This window comes from Pseudohaliea sp. (genome assembly GCF_040217025.1).
GTDB lineage: Bacteria > Pseudomonadota > Gammaproteobacteria > Pseudomonadales > Halieaceae > Pseudohaliea.
This window is the reverse complement of record NZ_JAVJOA010000012.1, coordinates 265,073-283,857: the sequence shown is the minus strand read 5'-3', so window position 1 is coordinate 283,857 and position 18,785 is coordinate 265,073. Positions and strand designations below refer to the sequence as shown.

General features: G+C 69.2%; 20 protein-coding genes. 13 read left to right on the top strand and 7 right to left on the bottom strand.

The features are described 5' to 3' along the window. Nucleotides 1–4: 4 nt before the first annotated feature. Together RKE50_RS18240 and RKE50_RS18235 are read left to right on the top strand one after the other, a co-directional pair. Nucleotides 5–2,473: a penicillin acylase family protein gene (locus tag RKE50_RS18240; protein ID WP_350038950.1), complete on the top strand. Its 2,469-nt coding sequence runs from the start codon at nt 5–7 to the stop codon at nt 2,471–2,473. 49 nt (nt 2,474–2,522) lie between these two features. Continuing rightward, nucleotides 2,523–4,061, top strand: coding sequence for a cryptochrome/photolyase family protein (locus tag RKE50_RS18235; protein ID WP_350038948.1), 1,539 nt, complete (start codon nt 2,523–2,525; stop codon nt 4,059–4,061). A 4-nt stretch (nt 4,062–4,065) separates the two neighbouring features. On the opposite strand, the gene RKE50_RS18230 is transcribed toward RKE50_RS18235, so the two are convergent. The 7 genes from RKE50_RS18230 to flgA all read right to left on the bottom strand — a co-directional run bounded on the left by RKE50_RS18230 (nt 4,066) and on the right by flgA (nt 8,501). Then, a complete protein-coding gene (locus tag RKE50_RS18230) occupies nt 4,066–4,227 on the bottom strand; it encodes a DUF2256 domain-containing protein (protein WP_350038946.1) in 162 nt (53 codons plus the stop codon). Then, nucleotides 4,227–5,531, bottom strand: a complete 1,305-nt coding sequence (locus RKE50_RS18225) for a DASH family cryptochrome (RefSeq protein ID WP_350038944.1) — start codon at nt 5,529–5,531, stop codon at nt 4,227–4,229. Before RKE50_RS18225 ends, RKE50_RS18230 begins: the two co-directional genes overlap by 1 nt. 77 nt (nt 5,532–5,608) lie before the next feature. Beyond that, nucleotides 5,609–5,824, bottom strand: coding sequence for a hypothetical protein (locus RKE50_RS18220; RefSeq protein WP_350038943.1), 216 nt, complete (start codon nt 5,822–5,824; stop codon nt 5,609–5,611). After that, complete coding sequence (locus tag RKE50_RS18215; protein WP_350038941.1) at nt 5,821–6,741, bottom strand: GGDEF domain-containing protein; 921 nt, start codon at nt 6,739–6,741, stop codon at nt 5,821–5,823. The genes RKE50_RS18220 and RKE50_RS18215 overlap by 4 nt, the downstream gene beginning before the upstream one ends. Nucleotides 6,742–6,905: 164 nt before the next feature. Next, the gene (locus RKE50_RS18210) at nt 6,906–7,370 is read right to left on the bottom strand and encodes a flagella synthesis protein FlgN (protein ID WP_350038939.1); all 465 of its coding nucleotides are present in this window, start codon (nt 7,368–7,370) and stop codon (nt 6,906–6,908) included. A gap of 5 nt (nt 7,371–7,375) precedes the next feature. Further along, entirely contained in the window at nt 7,376–7,684 is a 309-nt protein-coding gene (gene flgM / locus RKE50_RS18205) for a flagellar biosynthesis anti-sigma factor FlgM (protein WP_350038937.1), read from the bottom strand. A gap of 97 nt (nt 7,685–7,781) precedes the next feature. Further along, the gene (gene flgA / locus RKE50_RS18200; RefSeq protein WP_350038935.1) at nt 7,782–8,501 is read right to left on the bottom strand and encodes a flagellar basal body P-ring formation chaperone FlgA; all 720 of its coding nucleotides are present in this window, start codon (nt 8,499–8,501) and stop codon (nt 7,782–7,784) included. 250 nt (nt 8,502–8,751) lie between these two features. On the opposite strand from flgA, the gene flgB reads away from it, so the two are divergent. The 11 genes from flgB (at nt 8,752) to flgL (ending at nt 18,640) form a co-directional block, all read left to right on the top strand. Next, the gene (gene flgB / locus RKE50_RS18195; RefSeq protein WP_350038933.1) at nt 8,752–9,168 is read left to right on the top strand and encodes a flagellar basal body rod protein FlgB; all 417 of its coding nucleotides are present in this window, start codon (nt 8,752–8,754) and stop codon (nt 9,166–9,168) included. Then, nucleotides 9,165–9,581, top strand: coding sequence for a flagellar basal body rod protein FlgC (flgC, locus tag RKE50_RS18190; RefSeq protein WP_350038931.1), 417 nt, complete (start codon nt 9,165–9,167; stop codon nt 9,579–9,581). The genes flgB and flgC overlap by 4 nt, the downstream gene beginning before the upstream one ends. Nucleotides 9,582–9,610: 29 nt before the next feature. Then, nucleotides 9,611–10,309: a flagellar hook assembly protein FlgD gene (locus RKE50_RS18185; RefSeq protein WP_350038929.1), complete on the top strand. Its 699-nt coding sequence runs from the start codon at nt 9,611–9,613 to the stop codon at nt 10,307–10,309. Between the two features lie 84 nt (nt 10,310–10,393). Then, nucleotides 10,394–11,659, top strand: a complete 1,266-nt coding sequence (gene flgE / locus RKE50_RS18180; RefSeq protein ID WP_350038927.1) for a flagellar hook protein FlgE — start codon at nt 10,394–10,396, stop codon at nt 11,657–11,659. Between the two features lie 18 nt (nt 11,660–11,677). Next, complete coding sequence (locus RKE50_RS18175) at nt 11,678–12,418, top strand: flagellar basal body rod protein FlgF (RefSeq protein WP_350038925.1); 741 nt, start codon at nt 11,678–11,680, stop codon at nt 12,416–12,418. 23 nt (nt 12,419–12,441) lie between these two features. Then, complete coding sequence (gene flgG, locus RKE50_RS18170; protein ID WP_350038923.1) at nt 12,442–13,227, top strand: flagellar basal-body rod protein FlgG; 786 nt, start codon at nt 12,442–12,444, stop codon at nt 13,225–13,227. 20 nt (nt 13,228–13,247) lie between these two features. Continuing rightward, nucleotides 13,248–13,925: a flagellar basal body L-ring protein FlgH gene (gene flgH / locus RKE50_RS18165; RefSeq protein WP_350038921.1), complete on the top strand. Its 678-nt coding sequence runs from the start codon at nt 13,248–13,250 to the stop codon at nt 13,923–13,925. Between the two features lie 40 nt (nt 13,926–13,965). Beyond that, on the top strand, nt 13,966–15,090 hold the full coding sequence (locus RKE50_RS18160; protein WP_350038919.1) for a flagellar basal body P-ring protein FlgI: 1,125 nt from the start codon (nt 13,966–13,968) through the stop codon (nt 15,088–15,090). Nucleotide 15,091: 1 nt separating this feature from the next. Continuing rightward, the gene (locus tag RKE50_RS18155) at nt 15,092–15,499 is read left to right on the top strand and encodes a rod-binding protein (RefSeq protein WP_350038917.1); all 408 of its coding nucleotides are present in this window, start codon (nt 15,092–15,094) and stop codon (nt 15,497–15,499) included. Between the two features lie 6 nt (nt 15,500–15,505). Further along, on the top strand, nt 15,506–17,422 hold the full coding sequence (flgK, locus tag RKE50_RS18150) for a flagellar hook-associated protein FlgK (protein ID WP_350038915.1): 1,917 nt from the start codon (nt 15,506–15,508) through the stop codon (nt 17,420–17,422). A gap of 15 nt (nt 17,423–17,437) precedes the next feature. After that, nucleotides 17,438–18,640, top strand: coding sequence for a flagellar hook-associated protein FlgL (flgL, locus tag RKE50_RS18145; protein ID WP_350038913.1), 1,203 nt, complete (start codon nt 17,438–17,440; stop codon nt 18,638–18,640). Nucleotides 18,641–18,785 lie beyond the last annotated feature (145 nt).

Sequence of the window (18,785 nt, the reverse complement as noted above, 5' to 3'; positions counted from 1 at the left end):
ACCGATGCGCTGGAAGCACCTGCTGGCCACCTGCCTGCTGCCCCTCGCCATCGCTGCCTGCAGCGACAACAACAACGATCCCGACATCCCGCCTGCGCCGGAGCCCCCGGAGCCCGAACCGGAGCCCACCCTGAGCGCCGAGATCCGCCGTACCGAGTACGGCATCCCGCACATCAAGGCCGACGACTGGGAGAGCCTCGGCTACGGCTTCGGCTATGCCTACGCGCAGGACAACTTCTGCGTGACCATGCGCGAGATCGTCTTCGCCACGGGGCAGTCGGCGGCGCTCATGGGCGAGGACATGGGCAGCGTCGACTCCGACTTCCTGTTCACCTACCTGAACGGTGACCGCGAGGCCTTCCAGGCCGAGTTCATCGATGCGCTGCCGCAGTTCGCGCGGGATCTTGCCGCCGGTTTCACTGCCGGTATGAACCGCTACCTCGACGAGACCGGCGTCGACAACCTCCCGGAGGGCGATCGCGGCTGTCGCGGTGCCGACTGGGTCTACGCCTTCGACGTGGTCGACTATTTCTACTACCTGCGCCGCGAGGCCCTGCGCGGCAGTTCGGACCAGGGTCTCTTCCGCAACGCGCTGCTATCGGTCACCGGCCCCGACGGCGTCGCCCCGGATGCCAGTCCGGAAGACCTCGAGGGTGCCCGCGACGCCATCGGTGCCGCGGCCGCTGAGCTGCGCGATATCGATCGCGGCAGCAACGGTCTCGCCCTCGGCAGCGAGGCCACCGTCGACGGCAGCGGCATGCTCCTCGGCAACCCGCACCAGCCCTGGTTCGGGGCCGGCGCCTGGTACCAGGCCCACCTGACCCTGCCCGGCGAGTACGATGTGGCAGGCGCGGCGCTGCACGGTTTCCCCTTCATCGGCATCGGCTTCAACAAGGACGTGGCCTGGACCCACACCGTGTCCTTCGCCAACCGCTTCACGCTCTACGAACTCACCCTGAACCCGGACGACCCGCTGCAGTATGACTACGACGGCGGCTGGGAAGACATCGTGCCGGTGCCCGTGGAGATCGAGGTCAGGCTCGCCGACGGCACCCTGGAGACGCGCAGTTTCACCTTCTATGAGACCCGCTACGGCCCGGTGGTGAACCTGGCCAGCGTGTCGCCGCTGCTCGGCGGCTGGCCGCTCCCCGGCGGCCGTCTCCTGGCCTTCAAGGATGCCAACCTTGACACCGGCGTGCGCGGTATCGAGCAGTGGATCGAGAAGGGCAAGGCCACGGACCTCGACGGCTACATCGCCGCCCTCGACAGCCTCGGCAACCCGGTCTTCCACGAGCTCGCCGCCGATCGCAACGGGGAAGCCTTCTACGGCGAGATCTCGGCGATCCCCTACCTGACCCAGGCGCAGCTCGACAGCTGCATCGACGGCGTCGTCGGCCCGCTGCTGGCCGATGCCACCACCAACGTGATCCTCGCCCTGGACGGCTCCGACCCGGGTTGCGCCTGGGGCGAGGACCCGGAGGCGCCGGAGGGCAGCGGCCTCTACCCGAGCCGCCTGCTGCCGCAGCTGCGCACCCGGGACTACGTGGGCAACAGCAACAACAGCTACTGGCTGAGCGACGCCAACAATCCGCTGGAGGGCTTCCCCACGATCATGGGCCCGCTGGGCTACGAGGGGCTGCAGCAATTCCTGCGCACCCGCATCGGCCACCTCATGGTGGCCGAGCGCAAGGCGGCGACGGACGGCCTCTCGGAGACGCCCCTGTTCACCCTCGATACCCTCGAAGGCCTGATGTACGCGAACCGGGTCTACGGTGCCGAGGTGACCCTCGACGACGTGCTCGCGGTCTGCGCGCGCGAGGCCGCCGCGGGGGTGAGCGAGGCGTGTGATGTGCTCGCCGCCTGGGACCGCCGCGTGGACCTGGACAGCCGCGGCGCCCAGGTGTTCAACGAGTTCTGGCGGGAGATCCGCAGCGAACTCGGCAATGACTTCCAGAGCGTGGTCGACAGCGAGGAGTTCTGGGCGGTGGGCTTCGACCCTGCCGACCCGCTGAACACGCCGCGCGGCATCGCCATCGACCTGCCGGCAAACGAGACCCGCGTTATCGAGGCCCTGGCCGCCGCCAGCACGCGCCTGGCCGATGCCGGGGTGGCCCTCGATGCCCCCTGGGGCGAGGTCCAGTTCCTCGAGCGCGGCAACGAGCGCGTACCGATCCACGGCGGTCCCGGCAACATGGGCGTCTACGGGGCGATCAGCGCGAGTCTTTCCGAAGGCGGCTATGCCAACCCGTCGTCGGGGAATTCCTACATCCAGGCCGTGACCTGGGATGAGAGCGACTGCCCCATCGCCGACGTGATCCTGGTACCGTCGCAGTCCACGGACCCGGCCTCGCCGCATTTCGCGGACCAGACGAAACTGTACGCCGACAAGCGCTGGGTGCGTTTCCCCTTCTGCGAGGACGACATCGCCGCCAACCAGCTCGGCGATACGCTGGTCCTGGAAAAGTTCGACTGAAGCTCGACAGGAACGCGCCCGCACCGCGCCGCGGGCGTAAGCTCCCTGCATGAGTGCAGCGACCCTCACCCTGGTCCTCGGCGACCAGCTATCTCTCGCCAACCCGGCGCTCGCGGCCACGGACCGCGAGCGCGATCCCGTGCTCCTCGCCGAGGTGGCCGAGGAGGCCGCCTACGTCGCCCACAACCGGCACAAGATCGCGCTGATCTTCTCGGCCATGCGCCACTTTCGCGACGTGCTCGAGGCCGAGGGCTACACGGTGCACTACATCGCCTACGAGGACGGCGTGGAAAGCCTCGAGGCCGCTGCCGGGCGGGCGCTCGATGCCTCGAAAGCCGGAGCGCTGCGCTGCTGCGAGCCCGGTGAGGCGCGCCTCGCGGAGGCCATGGCGGGCTGGGAAGAACGGCTGGGCGTGCCGGTGACGCTGCTCGAGGACAGTCGTTTCCTCTGCTCCATCGACGACTTCGCCGCCTGGGCAAAGGGGCGCAAGCAACTGCGCATGGAGTATTTCTACCGGGAGATGCGCCGCCGCTACCGGCTGCTGCTCGACGACGGTGGCGAGCCCGAGGGCGGCCAGTGGAACTACGATGCCGACAACCGCAGCGGCTGGCGGGCGAGCGAGGCCGTGCCCGAGCGCCCGGCAGCCCCCCTCGATGACATCACCAGGGAAGTCCTGGCCCTGGTGGCCGAGCGCTTTCCGGATAACCCCGGCGACCTCGAGGCCTTCCGCCTCGCGGTCACGGCAGAGGAGGCGGAGGCGCAGTTCCGGTGGTTCCTCGATCACGCGCTGGACCGCTTCGGCACCTACCAGGACGCGCTGGCGGAGGAGTCACCCTGGCTGTTCCACAGCCTCATCTCCATGTACCTGAACATCGGCCTGCTCGAGCCGCTCGCGCTGTGCCGGGCGGTGGAAGCGCGCTGGCGTGACGGGGGTTGCTCGCTGGCCGCTGCCGAGGGCTTCATCCGCCAGATCCTCGGCTGGCGCGAGTACGTGCGCGGCATCTACTGGCTGCACATGCCCGGCTACGGCGAACACAACGCGCTCGACGCCACGCGCCCGCTGCCCGGCTGGTTCTGGAGCGGCGACACGGACCTGCGCTGCCTGCAGCAGGCGCTGCAGCAGACGCTGGACCTGGGTTACGCCCACCATATCCAGCGCCTGATGGTCATCGGCAATTTTGCCCTGCTCGCCGGGCTGGACGTGCGGGCGGTCTGCGACTGGTACCTCGCGGTCTACGTGGATGCCTTCGAGTGGGTCGAGCTGCCGAACACCCTGGGCATGGCGCTCTACGGGGACGGCGGCATCATGGCGAGCAAGCCCTACGCGGCCTCCGGCAAATACATCCAGCGCCAGGGTAACCACTGCGCGAGCTGCCGCTACGATGTGCGCAAAACCACGGGGGAGGGCGCCTGCCCCTACAACGCTCTCTACTGGCGTTTCATCGACCGGCACGCCGACTACCTGAAGAAGAACGCCCGCATGGGGCTCATGGTGGGCAGCTGGCAGAAGCGCAAGGCCGCCGATCGCAGGGCTATTGTCGCCTGGGCCGACGGTGAACTCGAGCGCCTCGCGCCGGAAAGCAACTAGTCGTCTAGCGGTCCCGCCGCTTCCAGCGCTGGCTCGAACAGCGCCGGGAACAGTACACCACCTCGTCCCAGTTCCGCTTCCAGCGGGCGCGCCAGGTAAAGGAGCGCTCACACACCGGGCAAACCTTGCTGGGCTTCGGTTTCTTCGGGGATGCCTTTCCCGCCATCAGTGACCGATGGGCCAGTCGGCGGCGTCGGTGACGTAGTCCGGTTGCTTCGGTCGCTCCCCGTCCCACTTGGCGGTGAACACGCCTTCCGGGTCGTGCCGCGCCGCCTGCGCCGCCTGGTCGAAGCGGCGGCCGCCGCGCGGATCGGCGCCGACACCGGCGATGTACTGCCAGTTGCCGTAGTTGCTGGCGACATCGAAGTCGATGAGGTGCTTCTCGAAGAAGGCCGCCCCGAAACGCCAGTCGATAGCGTACTCGTGCACCAGGCAACTGGCGGCGAGCTGGCGGCCGCGGTTGCTCATCCAGCCCGTTTCCACCAGCTGGTGCATGCAGGCGTTGACCAGCGGGAAATTGGTGTCGCCCTGGCACCAGCGGGCGAAGTTGCGCGGCTCGAAGGTGCAGTTGTGCAGCCGCCGCTTGCGGTTACCGCCGTGCAGGCGGAACAGGCTGCGGCTGTCGGCGAGGGCCCGCCAGTGATAGAACTCTCGCCAGAGCAGCTCGAAGAACAGCCAGTAGCTGGACTCGTTGCTGCCGTGGGCGGCCTCGCAGTCCGCGATGGCCGCGGCCACCTCGCGCGGTGACAGGCACCCGGTGGCGAGCCACGGCGACAGCGTCGACGAGCCGTCGAGGGGGTCGAGGCCGTCGCGGGTCTCCTTGTAGCGGTAGAGGCCGCCCCCGGGGCTGACAAAGCGGGCCAGGCGGCGCTCGCCCTCGGCGCGGCCCCCGCGCAGCGGCAGCGCCGCGGGCGGCCGGGTGGACGGCGGGGGCGTGTCGTCGAAGGGCACGGCCGGCGGAGGCGGGAGCACCGTCGGCGCCGGGAGCGGCGGCAGCGGGACGGCCTTTTCCTCCACGGCGCGCCGGAAGGGGGTGAATTGCGCCGGCAGCCCGGTCAGCGGAAAGGGCAGGTCCGCCTCGGCGAAGAGCGTGTCGCCCTGGTGATCGTCCACGGGCACGCTGAGCGTGCGCTTGAGGCGCGCCAGGGAGGCCTCCTCGTAGGCGCCGGGGGTGCGCGCCGTTGCCACGCGGTCGATGCGCAGCTGCTCGACCAGCTGCGGGATGACCAGCTCCGGCGAGCCCTGGACCACCAGGAGGTCCTGGCCCAGCGCTGCGAGGGCCTCGCGCAGGGCGCGGACACTTTCCACGAGGAACCGCTCCCGCTGCGGCCCGGGCTCGTTCTGGTGACACCAGGGACGTTGCCGCGGCCACAGGTAGAGAAGCAGCAGCTGCTCGCCCTCGGCCTGGGCAGCCAGGCCCGGGTTATCGGCGAGGCGCAGATCGTTCTGAAACCAGTAGAGGCGACGCATCGGGGAGCTCGCGGGGCGCGTGAGGGTGTGGGGAGGCTACGCAGGCGCCGCTGCGGCAGATTGGCGCCCCGGGGACGCTATCGCCAGACGCGGCGGGGCTCGGCGTGCGGTCGCGGGGCGTCCTCCGGCGCTGCAGCTGCTCTCGTCGGCGATACCCGGCGTGGTATGTCTGCCGGTGCCGTCCCCTTCTCCATCTTCTCCAGCAGATCCCGCCGCAGCCAGAGGTTCCTGGGCGCAGGCTGGCCGGCGCCGGCCTCGAGCCGGTCCTCGCGTGTCCGGCGCCGTCGGCTCATGGCGCCTGCTCCGGCAGCCGGGAGCGGAACGCCTTGACGCGGTAGAGCGACTGGTCCGCGCGTTCCAGCAACGCCGTGGGCGACTCGCCGGGCTGGTGTGCCGCCAGGCCGATGCTGACCCGGGGCAGTGCGAGGCTCTTCGTGCCTTCGGCATCAGCCGGCTGCAGGAGTCCCCGCGAGAGGTTCTCGCGAATGCGTGCGGCGACGTCGGCGGCGATGTCCTCGTCGGTTCCGGGCATGAGCACCGCGAACTCGTCGCCGCCGTGACGGAAGACGAGGTCCGTGTCGCGGGTACTCGCGAGCAGTATCTCGCCGATGCCGCGCAGCGCGCGATCGCCGGCTAGGTGCCCGTGGCGGTCGTTCAGGGCCTTGAAGTCATCCACGTCGAGCAGCAGCAGCGAAAGCGGTGTCCCGACGCGCCGGGCGCGGGCGAACTCGGTCGCAAGACCCTCGTCGAGGGCGTTGCGGTTGAGAAGGCGGGTCAGCGCATCGCGGGTGGCGAGGTCTTCGAGGCGCTGCCGCTCCCGGGCGAGGCGCAGCCCCTTGGCGAGCGCACCGAGGCCGCGCTCGAGGGCGACGAGGTGCGCCTCCTCGTACTGGGCGCGGCGCATGAGGGTGATTTCGCCGAGGTACTCTCCGTCCAGCTGCAGCCGGTAGGTGCAGCGGTACGGGTGGCTCTGGCCCAGCTGGCGCTCGGTGCTCTCGCTATCCAGGTGCAGGCCCAGGCCCTGCGCGAGCTCTGCGCCCTCCGCCCAGGACAGGAAGCGCTGCAGCAGCAGGTCGTCGTTGTCGCAGCCGAGCAGCCGCTCGTGGAGCGCGAGGAGGCGCTCCGCGAGCTCGGCCCTGGCGGTTTCCGGGGGGCTGATGGCTCTCCGGGCCGGTGCCCGGTGCCGGATCAGCGGGATTACAGTGTCCACGATCATGCCTCGGCAAAATGTACCCAAGACTGATCTGCAAACCGCGTGCCAGTTTGTTTTAGCGGATTTTAGGCGATTTTAAGCGCCTGATCGGTGCTTTTGGTGTGCTTTTTGCCATGATGTCATGAAACCCACCGGCAAGGCGGCAAGGTGTCAAGGATCCGTCACGCCTTGCCCAGGGTCTGCCGGTCGCCGGATCGCTCCGTGCTGCCATCGCCGGCATAGAGCCGAAGCCCGGAATCCGTGGCCCGCAGGATGCCAAGGGCGCGCTCGGCGCGATCCTGCTGCCGCCGGATAAGCTGGCCGTTCTCCCGGTTGATTGCCTCGCAGCGCTCGCCCTGCGCCAGCAGCCGGTCGCGCAGAGCCGCCGCGGCGGTCGCGTCCGCCAGGGCATCGATGATTTCGCCCAGCGGACGCCCACCGCAGCGGTCCACGCGCTCCGCCTGCAGGCGGCTGTGCTGTTCGAGCCGGGTGGCCTTGTCGGCAACGGCGGCCTCGATGGCGGCGGGGTCGCGCCCGGTGAGGGCGTCGCGTTCGGCGATAAGGGCGGACTCAAGCGCCTGCAGTGACGCGACTTCCTCCTCGAGAGCAGCGAGCATAGCGGGAGTCTCGATTGAGGATTGCGCCACGGGGGCTAGGATCGCTCCTGTTCGGCGCGCAGAAGCTTGTCGGCGATATCGAGCGGGTCGATGCGGTAGCTGCCCTCGCGGACGGCGTCGCGCAGCTCGGCAACCCGGGACTCGTCGACGCCGGGCAGTTCCTGCAGCCGCGTCTCCAGGGCCAGCAGTTCCTCGGCGGTGCGCGTCAGCGAAACCTGGTCCCCCCGGGCACCGGTTGCCGCGGTGCCGGAAGCGCCGGTGCGCGCCGCCCCGCCGGCGGGACGCGTTCCCTCCGTCTCCGAGCGCCCCGGCCGGACGTTCACGTTGTTGTCGATGGGATCCATGAATCTCCCGATGGGTGCGCGTGGCGCCCCGTTCTGCGGCTTACTTCGCCCTTAGCGACCAGAGCGCAAGAAAGTTTAGCATAGCGCACCGGTCCGCTCACGGAATGCGCACCGTGCCATCCTCGGCGACCACCCCTTCCACGGCCCGGCCGGAGCTCAGGTTGGTCACGCGCAGGCGGTCACCGGCAGCACCGCTGTCCAGCGCCCGGCCCTGCATCCTGACCTCCAGGCCGGCGCTGCCCGCCACCAGCGTGACCGTCTGGCCGCGTTCGACGAGCAGCGGCGCCGCCAGCAGCCCCTGCTGCAGGGTCGATCCCGCCGGCAGGTCGCGGCGCGCCTCCAGCCCCACGATCCGCGCCGGGTCGAGAATGAGCGTGCCGGGGCGGGTGCCGATCTCCCGCCGCACCAGTTCCAGGTCGGAGCGGGCGATGCGCTCGCCGCGGCCGACGGAGCGCACCAGCACCGGTACCTCCAGGGTGGCCAGCACCGTGGCCTGCACGTACAGCGACCAGGGTGCGGGTTCGGCGCAGCGGACCTTGACGCTCATGGTGCCGAGGCGCGGGCTGCTCCCGGTGACCGCCGTTGCCAGTGGCGTGCCGCAGGCGGGCAGGCGCAGCCGCTGGTCCAGGGGCTGCACCGTGACCTCGAGGTCCTCGAAGCCGGCCTGCCGGGCCCGCGACACCGCCGCCCGGGAGGCGGCATCCGCAATCGCCTGCAGCGACTGCACGGGCTCCGCGACCGCGGTGCCTGGCAGCACGGCCAGCGCAGCGACTGCCAGTGCAGCCAAAGGGGCCGGGTAGCGCCAAAAAAACGTCACTTTCACCTCCACAATGCCCGTTGCCAGGCCTTTTGCTGAATCCGGGTGCAGCATCCGTGCCATCGTTGGGGGCGGCAAGGCCGGCGGCAAAGCTTGCCGCTCCGCCGCCTGCACCTGCTGTCCCGGCATCCCGCCTTCTTTCTAACTCATTGAAATAATTGAAATAAATAAACTGGCACGCAAATTGATAGCAGACGGATGCAGATGGGCGGCAGCCAGCGAAGCAGTTCAGCGTTCAGGGAGAGGATTGATGGCATTTGCAGACCGGGTCATGGGCGTTTCGCCGCAGGCTTTGCACCTGCGCGCCCAGCGCCTCGAACTCATTGCAGGGAACCTCGCCAACGCCGATACGCCCGGCTACAAGGCGCGGGACATTGACTTCCGGCAGGCCATGGCCGCCGCTTCGGGCGCTGCCCCGGGTGCCGGCGAGCTGCGGCGGACCCACGCCCGGCACCTCACGGCAGCCGGGCTGGCGCCCGGTGGTGACGCTGCAGCCGACGTGCGCTTCCGTATCCCGTCGCAGCCATCGATGGATGGCAACACGGTGGAGACCCAGCGCGAGCAGGCAGCCTTCATGGATAACGCCGTGCGCTACCAGGCCAGCCTCACGCTCCTCGATGGCCGCATCAAGAGCGCGATCAGCGCGCTGCGCGGTGGCCAGCGATGAGCCTCTTCAACATCATGGCGGTCTCTGGCAGCAGCCTCGAGGCACAGGGACTGCGCCTGAACACCATCGCCAGCAACCTCGCCAATGCCAACAGCGTGGCCGGCTCGGAGCGCGACGCCTACCGCGCCCGCCTGCCGGTGTTCGAGACCGTCTACCGGGGTGCGGCCGGTGAACGCGGTGCCAGTGCCGGGGTCCGCGTGCGGGGGGTCGTCGAGTCGGCGCTGCCGCCGCGGCAGGAGTATGACCCGGGCCACCCGCTGGCCGATCCCGAGGGCTATATCTACCGGCCGCAGATCGATGCCGTCGATGAGATGGCGAACATGATTGCCGCGTCGCGCGCCTACCAGAACAGCGTTCAGACCATGAACACGGCCAAGCAGCTGATGCTGCGCACGCTGACGCTGGGCCGCTGAGCAGGATACAGAGCGAAGAGACGAGAGCCATGGATAGCGTCAACCCCCTGAGTGAACTTTTCCCCGCGCGCGGAAGCGCCAGCGACCGGGGCCCGCGCAGCGTGGAGCAGATGGGGTCCGAGGACTTCCTGGCCCTCATGGTCGCGCAGCTGGAGAACCAGGACCCGACCAAGCCCATGGACAACATGCAGTTCATGGGGCAGCTGGCCCAGTTCGGCACCGTTTCCGGCATCCAGGATCTGCAGGACAGCTTTTCCGGCCTGTCCAGCAGCCTGACGGCTTCCCGCGCCCTCGAAGCGGCGAACCTCGTCGGGCGCCGCGTGGCGACGGAGGGCAACGTCGCGCTGCTGGCGCCCGGTGGCGCCGGTGCGGCGGATCCGGAGCAGCTGTCCCTCGGCGCGACCGTCGAGGTGCCCTCCGGTGTGACGGCCGCGCGGCTCTTCATCCAGGACATGAGCGGCCGGCTGGTCTACAGCGCGGACCTGCCGGTCGGCGAGGGCCAGCTGCCGGTCAGCTGGAACGGTGTCGATGCGGGCGGTGAACAGCTGCCGGCGGGTGCCTACCGGATTTCCGCCGAGGCGGTGCGCAATGGCGAGCCGGTGACGATGGCGGTCAATGCACACCAGCAGGTGACCTCCGTCGCCCTCGACAGCAGCAGCGGTGGCGTCACCCTTGGCCTCGCCAACGGCCAGGACATCGCCATCGACCAGGTAGTGAGTTTTCTCTAGCAACAGTCAACGGCCGGTAACCGGCAGCAACAGCCAGCGGAGCGCCCGGCGCCTTCCCGGCTAGCGATCGTCAGGAGCAGGAACATGGCATTCGACACGGCAATCTCGGGTATCAACGCGGCAACCGCCGACCTGAACGTGATCAGTAACAACATCGCCAACGCGTCCACCGTGGGCTTCAAGAGTTCCCGCGCGGAGTTTGCCGATGTCTACGCGACGAGCCTGCTCGGCGCTGGCAGCAACGCGATCGGCAAGGGCGTCAGCCTGGTGGGGGTGACCCAGGAGTTCGGCCAGGGCAACGTCAGCTTTACCAACAACTCGCTGGACCTGGCCATCAACGGTGGCGGCTTCTTCCAGCTCAGCAACCAGGGCGCCCTCGAGTACACGCGGGCCGGTGCCTTCCAGGTCGACCGGGAGGGCTTCATCACCAGCAACCAGGGGGCCCGGCTGCAGGGCTTCCAGGTGACACCGGCGGGGGAAATCTCCGGGCAGATCGGCGATATCCAGATCGATACGTCCCTCATCGACCCGAACCCCACGGGGCTGGTCGATCTCACCTCGAACCTCGATTCCCGGGAGATCCAGCCGACGGTGCCCTTCGGCGGTCCCTTCGATGCCTTTGCCACGCCGCCGACGGCCCCGGATCCCGCCTCCTACAACGCCACGACCTCGACCACTATCTACGACGGGCTGGGTAATCCGCACGTGCTGAGCCTCTTCTTCGTGAAGACCGGGACGGCGAACGAATGGGAGGTCCACTCGCTCATCGACGGTGTGACCACGTCCGGCCCCGACACGCTGACCTTCCAGTCCAACGGCCAGTTCGACCCGGCCTCGCTCCCCATCGAGGTGAACATCACCGGCTGGACGCCGCTCAACGACGCGGGGGTGCCGACCGGGGCGGACGCCCAGGACCTGGTGGTGAACCTCTCCGATACTACCCAGTTCGGCACGCCCTTTGCCGTCAGCAGCGTGGCCCAGGACGGGTTCAGTGCCGGCCAGCTCCGGGGTTTGGAGATCGACGAGTCGGGCGTGGCCTTCGCGCGCTACACCAACGGTGAGTCCCGGGCCCTGGGCCAGATTGCGCTGGCCAACTTCAACAACCAGAACGGCCTGCAGCCGATCGGCGACACCAACTGGGTAGAGACTTTCGCCTCCGGTCCGGCCAACGTCAGTGAACCCGGCACCTCCGGGCTGGGCGTGATCCAGTCGGCGGCGCTGGAGGAGTCGAACGTCGAGATCACCGCGCAGCTCGTGGAGCTGATCGTCGCCCAGCGCAACTTCCAGGCGAACGCCCAGGTGATCCAGTCCGAAGACGCGATCACGCAGACCGTGATCAACCTCCGCTAACGGGACTGACCGGACGCCATGGACCACTTCATCTACACGGCAGCTTCCGGGGCGCGCGAGGTACTCCTTGCGCAGGCGGTCAACAGCCATAACCTGGCCAACGTTTCCACGCCGGGGTTCAAGGCCGACCTGGTGCAGGCGGAGAGCCGCTACCTGGTCGGCGCCGGCGAGGAGACCCGGGTCTTCGGCGCCCTGCGCGACCAGGGCGTGGATTTTTCCGCCGGGCCCATGCAGACCACGGGCCGGGACCTCGACGTGGCCATCGTCGGCGACGGCTGGATGGCCGTGCGCGGACCGGACGGGACCGAGGGCCTCACCCGCCGCGGCGACCTGCGGGTGGACCCCTTCGGCCAGCTGACCAACGGCGCCGGGCAGCAGGTGTTCGGCAACGACGGGCCGATCGCGCTGCCGCCGTTCAGCACCCTGACCATCGGGACCGACGGCACCGTTTCCATCGTGCCGATCGGCGGACGCCCGGACAACCAGGTGGCGATCGACCGGATCAAGCTGGTCAATCCTCCGGCAGCCTTGCTGGAAAAGGGCCCCGAGGGCCTGCTGCGCCTCGGCCCGGGCCTCGAGTCCGTGGCCGATGCGGCGGTGCGCCTCACCCCCGGCGCGCTGGAGGGTAGCAACGTGAACAGCGTGTCCGCCATGGTGAAGATGATCGAGCTCGCCCGCGAGTATGAAACCCACGTGCGCATGATGAAGATCGGCCAGGAGCTCGACAGCTCCTCCGCCGAACTCATGAGCCTGCAGTAGGTGTCCAGGAAGGAGCCCGAAGCGTGAACCAGTCCCTGTGGATTTCCAAGACCGGCCTCGATGCGCAGCAGACGCGCATGGCCACGATTGCCAACAACCTGGCCAACGTCGGCACCACCGGCTTCAAGCGCAGCCGGGCCATCTTCGAGGACCTGCTCTACCAGAACGTGCGCCAGGTCGGCGCCCAGTCCTCGCAGACGACGCTGCTGCCCTCGGGGCTGCAGCTGGGCACCGGGGTGCGCGTGGTGGCCACGGAGAAGCTCTTCACCCAGGGTAACCTGACCCGCACGGAGAACTCCCTCGACATCGCGGTACAGGGGCGCGGCTTCTTCGAGATCCTGCTTCCCGACGGTTCCCAGGCCTTCACCCGGGACGGCTCCTTCCAGATCAACGACCAGGGCGTCATGGTCACCTCCGAGGGCTACCAGCTGCAGCCTCCGATCAGCATCCCGCAGAACGCCCTCTCGGTCAGCATCGCCCGCGACGGCACGGTGTCCGCCAGCCTGCCGGGCGTCGCCCAGGTCAGCCAGGTCGGCAACATCCAGCTGACTGACTTCATCAACCCCGCGGGGCTGGAGGCGCGCGGCGAGAACCTGTTCGTCGCCTCCGGGGCGAGCGGCCCGCCGCAGCCCGGCAACCCGGGCATCAACGGCCTCGGTACCCTGGTGCAGGGTTACGTCGAGAGCTCGAACGTCAACGTGGTCGAGGAGCTGGTCAGCATGATCGAGACGCAGCGTGCCTACGAGATGAACTCGAAGGCCATCTCGACGGCGGACCAGATGCTCCAGTTCGTGTCCCAGAACCTGTGACCGTGACGCCGACTGAGACCATGAAACACCTCGCTGCCGGTTTTTTCCTCCTGGTCCTCGCCGGCTGCGGCGGTATCCCGGAGGACAGCCACCCGCTCTACGGCCCCGTCGAGCCGATCGACTACTCGCAGCTGCCCCAGCCCGAGAACAACGGTGGGCTATACACCCAGGGCCGCTACCTGTCGCTCTTTGCCGACGTGCGGGCGGGGCAGGTGGGCGACATCGTCAGCATCGTGCTGGTGGAATCCACCGACGCGAGCAAGAGCGCGGATACCGCCCTCGACCGGGCCAGCGGCATCGATATCGGCAATCCGACGGTTTTCGGCAAGCCCGTGTCGATCAATGGCGGCGAGTACGACCTCAGCGTCGCGGCGGAGAGCGAGAGCAACTTCGCGGGGGAGGCCGAGAGCAGCCAGAGCAACAGCCTGCAGGGTTCCATCGCCGTGCAGGTCTCCGAGGTGCTGCCCAACGGCAACCTGGTCGTCCAGGGCGAGAAATGGATCCGCATCAACCAGGGCGACGAATACATCCGCCTGCGCGGCATCATCCGGCCCCAGGACCTGAGCCCCACGAACACGATCCCGTCCACCCGCGTGGCGGACGCGCGGATCTCCTACAGCGGCACCGGGGTCGCCAACGAGACCAACACGCCCGGCTGGCTCACGCGCTTCTTCATGAGCCCCCTGATGCCTTTCTGATGCGGCTGTGAGGCCCTTTGTGATGTCCCGGAGTCCCGCCATGCGCCGTCTCGTCCAACCCCTGCTTTTCCTGCTGGTGCTGTTCCTCCTGGTGTCGGTCCTCGCCGTGCCGGCGCAGGCCGCGCGCATCAAGGACATCGCCTCGATCGCCGGGGTGCGCACCAACCAGCTGGTGGGCTACGGCCTGGTGGTCGGCCTCGACGGCACCGGCGACCAGGTGATCCAGGCGCCGTTCACGGTGCAGAGCCTGAAAAGCATGCTGGCGCAGCTCGGCGTCAACGTGCCCGAGGGCGTCAACCCGCAGCTCACCAATATCGCGGCGGTCATGGTCACGGCGGAACTGCCCGCCTTTGCCAAGCCGGGGCAGACCATCGACATCACCGTCGCCTCCATCGGCAATGCCAAGAGCCTGCGCGGCGGCTCCCTGCTCATGACCCCGCTCAAGGCCGCCAACGGCGAGACCTACGCACTCGCCCAGGGCTCGCTGATCGTCAGCGGCTTCGGCGCCCAGGGGGCCGACGGTTCCAGCGTGACCGTCAACACGCAGGCCGCTGGGCGCATCCCCAACGGCGCGACGGTCGAGCGCACCGTCGCCAGCCCCTTCGGCAACGCCCCGGCCCTGGTCATGAACCTCAATGCCCCGGATTTCACCACCGCGCAGCGCCTGGCCGCGGCGATCAACGGGCGCATCGGCCAGGGCACGGCCCGCGCGGTCGACGCGGTGTCCATCGAGGTCCGCGCCCCGGAGACGCCGGAGGACAAGGTCGCCTTCGTCTCGGTGATCGAGAACCTCGAGGTGGACCCGGCCTCGTCGCCGGCGCGGGTCGTGGTCAACTCGCGCAGCGGCACCATCGTCATCGGCAGCGAAGTCCGGGTCGAGACCGCGGCGGTGGCCCACGGCAACCTCACGGTCACCGTCTCCGAGAGTATCAACGTGAGCCAGCCCGGTGCCTTCTCGCGCCGCGGCGACACGGCGATCACGCCGGATTCCGAGGTGAGCATCGAGGAGGAGAACGCGCGCATGTTCCTGCTGGAACCGGGCGTCACGCTGCAGGAGCTGGTCACCGCCGTGAACCGGGTGGGCGCCGCGCCGGGGGACCTTATCGCCATCCTCGAGGCGCTGCAGCAGGCGGGCGCCCTGCGCGCCCAGCTGGTCGTCATCTAGCATGCAGGCGGCGGCGCTCTACAACGATTTCGCCGGCCTCGCCGAGCTGCGCCATGCCGCCGGTCGCGATGCCGGTGGCGAGCTGCGCACGGTCGCTGCGGAGTTCGAGGCCCTGTTCCTGCAGCAGGCGCTGGAGGCCATGCGCGACGCCACCATCGAGGGGGATCTCTTCCAGAGCGATGCCGTGCGCAGCTTCCGGGAGATGGCGGACCGCCAGCTCGCCGCCGACCTGGCCCGCTCCGGGGGTATCGGCCTGGCCGATGTCATCGTCCGGCAGCTGGAGGCGGCGGGCGCGGACGGTGCGCCCATGCTCGACCGGCTGATGAACGACGGGCTAAAGCTTTCCGCCCCGGGGTCGCTAGAGGGGCATGAATCAGAAGGCAACACCGGCGCAGGCGCGGCTGGCTAGGGCATCGTGGCAGACACACTGAACATCGGCACGTCCGCTCTCCTGTCGCTGCAGCGCGCGATCAGCACGACCGGGCACAACATCGCCAACGTCAACACCGAGGGCTACAGCCGGCAGCGGGTGGAGTTCGCCACGCTGCCGCCGCAGCGCACCGGGGCGGGTTTCCTCGGCACCGGGGTCACGATTGGTTCCATCACGCGGAGCTTCGACCAGTTCCTGGCCGATGACGTGCGCGCGCGGACATCCTCGAGCACCGGGGTGGAGCTGTTCCGTGACCTCGCCTCGCGTATGGACGGCATTCTCGCCGACCCGGCGGTGGGCCTGGGGCCGGCGCTCGACAGCTTCTTCTCGTCCATCCAGGACGTGGCCAACAATCCCTCCTCGCTCCCGGAACGGCAGGTGCTGCTGGGCGAGGCCCAGGGCCTCGCCGACCGCTTCCAGTACCTGGACACGCGCTTTCGGGAACTCGGGGCAGAGGTCAACGTCCGCATCGAGAACGCCGTCCGCGACATCAACAGCCTCGCCCGCAGTATCGCCGACCTGAACGAGCAGGTGGTGCGGGCCACGGCCCAGGCCGGCGGGCAGCCGCCGAACGACCTGCTCGATGCGCGGGACCGCGCCATCAACCAGCTCGCCGAGCAGATCGGGGTCACGACCGTCACCCAGGACGACGGCGCGATCAACGTGCTGGTCGGCAACGGCCAGGCCCTGGTGGTCGGCTTCAACGCGGAGGCGCTGGCGACCTTCACCGACCCCTTCGACCCCACGCGCACCAACGTCGGCATCGCCGGCCTGCCCACCCAGGGCGACATCGGCCGCTTCCTGAGCGGTGGCCAGCTCGGGGCGGCGCTGGATTTCCGCAGCCGTGTCCTCGATGGCACCCGCAACGAGCTCGGCCTGCTGGCCACCGGGGTTGCCAGCACCTTCAACGCCCAGCACCGCAACGGCCTGGACCTCAACGGCCAGCTCGGCGGGGATTTCTTCCGGCCGCTGACGCCGACGGTGGTCGACTCCAACGCCAATACCGGTACGGCGGCCGTGACCGCGGCCATCGACGATGCGTCGGCGCTCACCGGCGACAGCTACCGGCTCAGCTTCGACGGTGCGCAGTGGACGCTGCGCAACGAGACCACCGGCAGTGCACAGACCGGGGCCGGCCCGGCATTCTCCGTGGATGGCGTCACCGTGACCATCAGCGGCACGCCGGCCGCGGGCGACGCGTTCCTCATCGACCCGGTGGCCCAGGGCGCCAACCTGTTCGAGGTGGTCGTGCCCAATGCGGCGGCGATCGCTGCTGCCGGTCCCCTGCGCTCGGCCGCCTCGCCGGGCAACGCGGGCAGCGGCACGCTCACCGGCCTCGCCGTGGAGGACCCGTCTGGCCTGCCCCTGGCGACCCCGGTAACCCTGACCTTCAACCCCGATGCCCTCGGCGCCGGCGTGCCCGGCTATGACGTCGCCGGCGTGCCCGGCGGCCCGATCGCCTTCGACCCGGCCAGTGACTCCGGCGGTATCGAGGTAACGCTCGCCGGCGCGACCTTCACCCTCGGCGGCCAGCCCGTGGCCGGGGACGTACTCACGATCGAGAACAACGTCGACGGTGTCGGGGACAACCGCAATGCCCTCGCCCTCGGCGCCCTGCAGGGCGCGCCGGTGCTGAACGGCGGCCAGGCCAGCTACCAGGATGCCTACGCCTCCCTGGTGGCCGGCGTGGCCGTGCAGACCCGCCAGGCGACGACCGCGGCGAATACGGAAAGCGCGCTGCTACAGCAGGCCATCGACGCCCGCGACAGCGCCCAGGGCGTCAACCTCGACGAAGAGGCCGCCAACCTGCTGCGCTACCAGCAGGCCTACCAGGCGGCGGCCCAGGTGATCGCGGTGGCCGACGAGGTCTTCCAGACCCTGCTCGCCGCCACGCGGCGTTAAGGGGAGGGAGCCGGCATGCGCCTGTCCACCGTCCAGATCTTCCAGCAGGGCGTCAACGCCATCCTCGATCGCCAGTTCGAGCTGAACCAGACCCAGCAGCAGATAGCCAGCGGCAAGCGCGTCTCCTCGCCGGCCGATGACCCGATCGCGGCGGTGCAGATTCTGGATATCTCCGAGGACCTCGAGCGCGTCGACCAGTTCCAGCGCAACGGCTCGCTCGCCGAGACCCAGCTGGCCCTCGCCGAGACCACCCTGGCGGACGTCGGCAACGTGCTGCAGCGGGTCCGCGAGCTGGTCGTGCAGGCCAACAACGCCACCCAGGATGCAGGGGCCCGCAAGGCCATCGCCGTTGAGGTGGAGCAGCGGCTGCAGGAGCTGGTCGATCTCGCCAATACCCGCGATGCCAACGACGAGTACATCTTCGCCGGTTTCCAGAGCCGCAGCCGGCCCTTCGAGCTGAGCGGCGGGCAGGTGGTCTACCAGGGCGACGAGGGTCAGCGCTTCCTGCAGGTGGGCGCGGATGCGCAGGTGGCCGTGCGCGAGCCGGGCTCGGGCATCTTCGTCGACGTGCCGGTGGGCAACGGCCGCTTCGCCATCGCCGCGGACCCGGGCAACGGCGGCACCGGGGTGGTGCAGGTCACGGAGGCCACCGGCAGCTACGTCGCGGACAACTACACGATCACCTTCAGCCAGCCCACGCCGCAGGACCCGGTGACCTACGAGGTGACCGACGGCAGCGCCGCGGTGGTGGCCAGCGGCAGCTACACGGCCGGCGAGCCCATCACCTTCAACGGCGCCAGCGTCACCCTCGAGGGTGCGCCGGCGGACGGCGACAGCTTCAGCATCGGCACCGCGCGCCGGCAGGACCTGTTCGGCACCCTGTCTGCCATCGCCGATGCCCTGAGGGGTGCGGAAGACACGCCCGCCGGCGGTGCGGCGGTCAACAACGCGCTGAACAGCGGCCTGCGCAACCTGGACCAGGGCCTAGAGGTCATCCTCGGCAAGCGTGCAGACATCGGCGCGCGTCTGAACCGCGTCGAGACGCAGCAGGCGGTGAGCGAGGACTTCGCCCTGCAGCTGAAAGAGACGCTCTCCGAGGTGCAGGATCTCGACTATGCCGAGGCCATCTCCCGCCTCAACCTCCAGCTCGTCGCCCTGCAGGCTGCGCAGCAGACCTTCGTCCGCGTACAGGGCCTCTCCCTGTTCAATTTCCTCTGATTCCCCCGGGCCGCCGCCGCAGGGTGTGACGGCTGTCAACATTTTCTGCAAAGTTTTTCGATTTTCGCCCTAAAGTTCCCCCCGGCTACGTCGCTAAACCGGTTGAAGGCAGCAATGCCGAGCACGGCAGCCGGGCTGCCAGCAA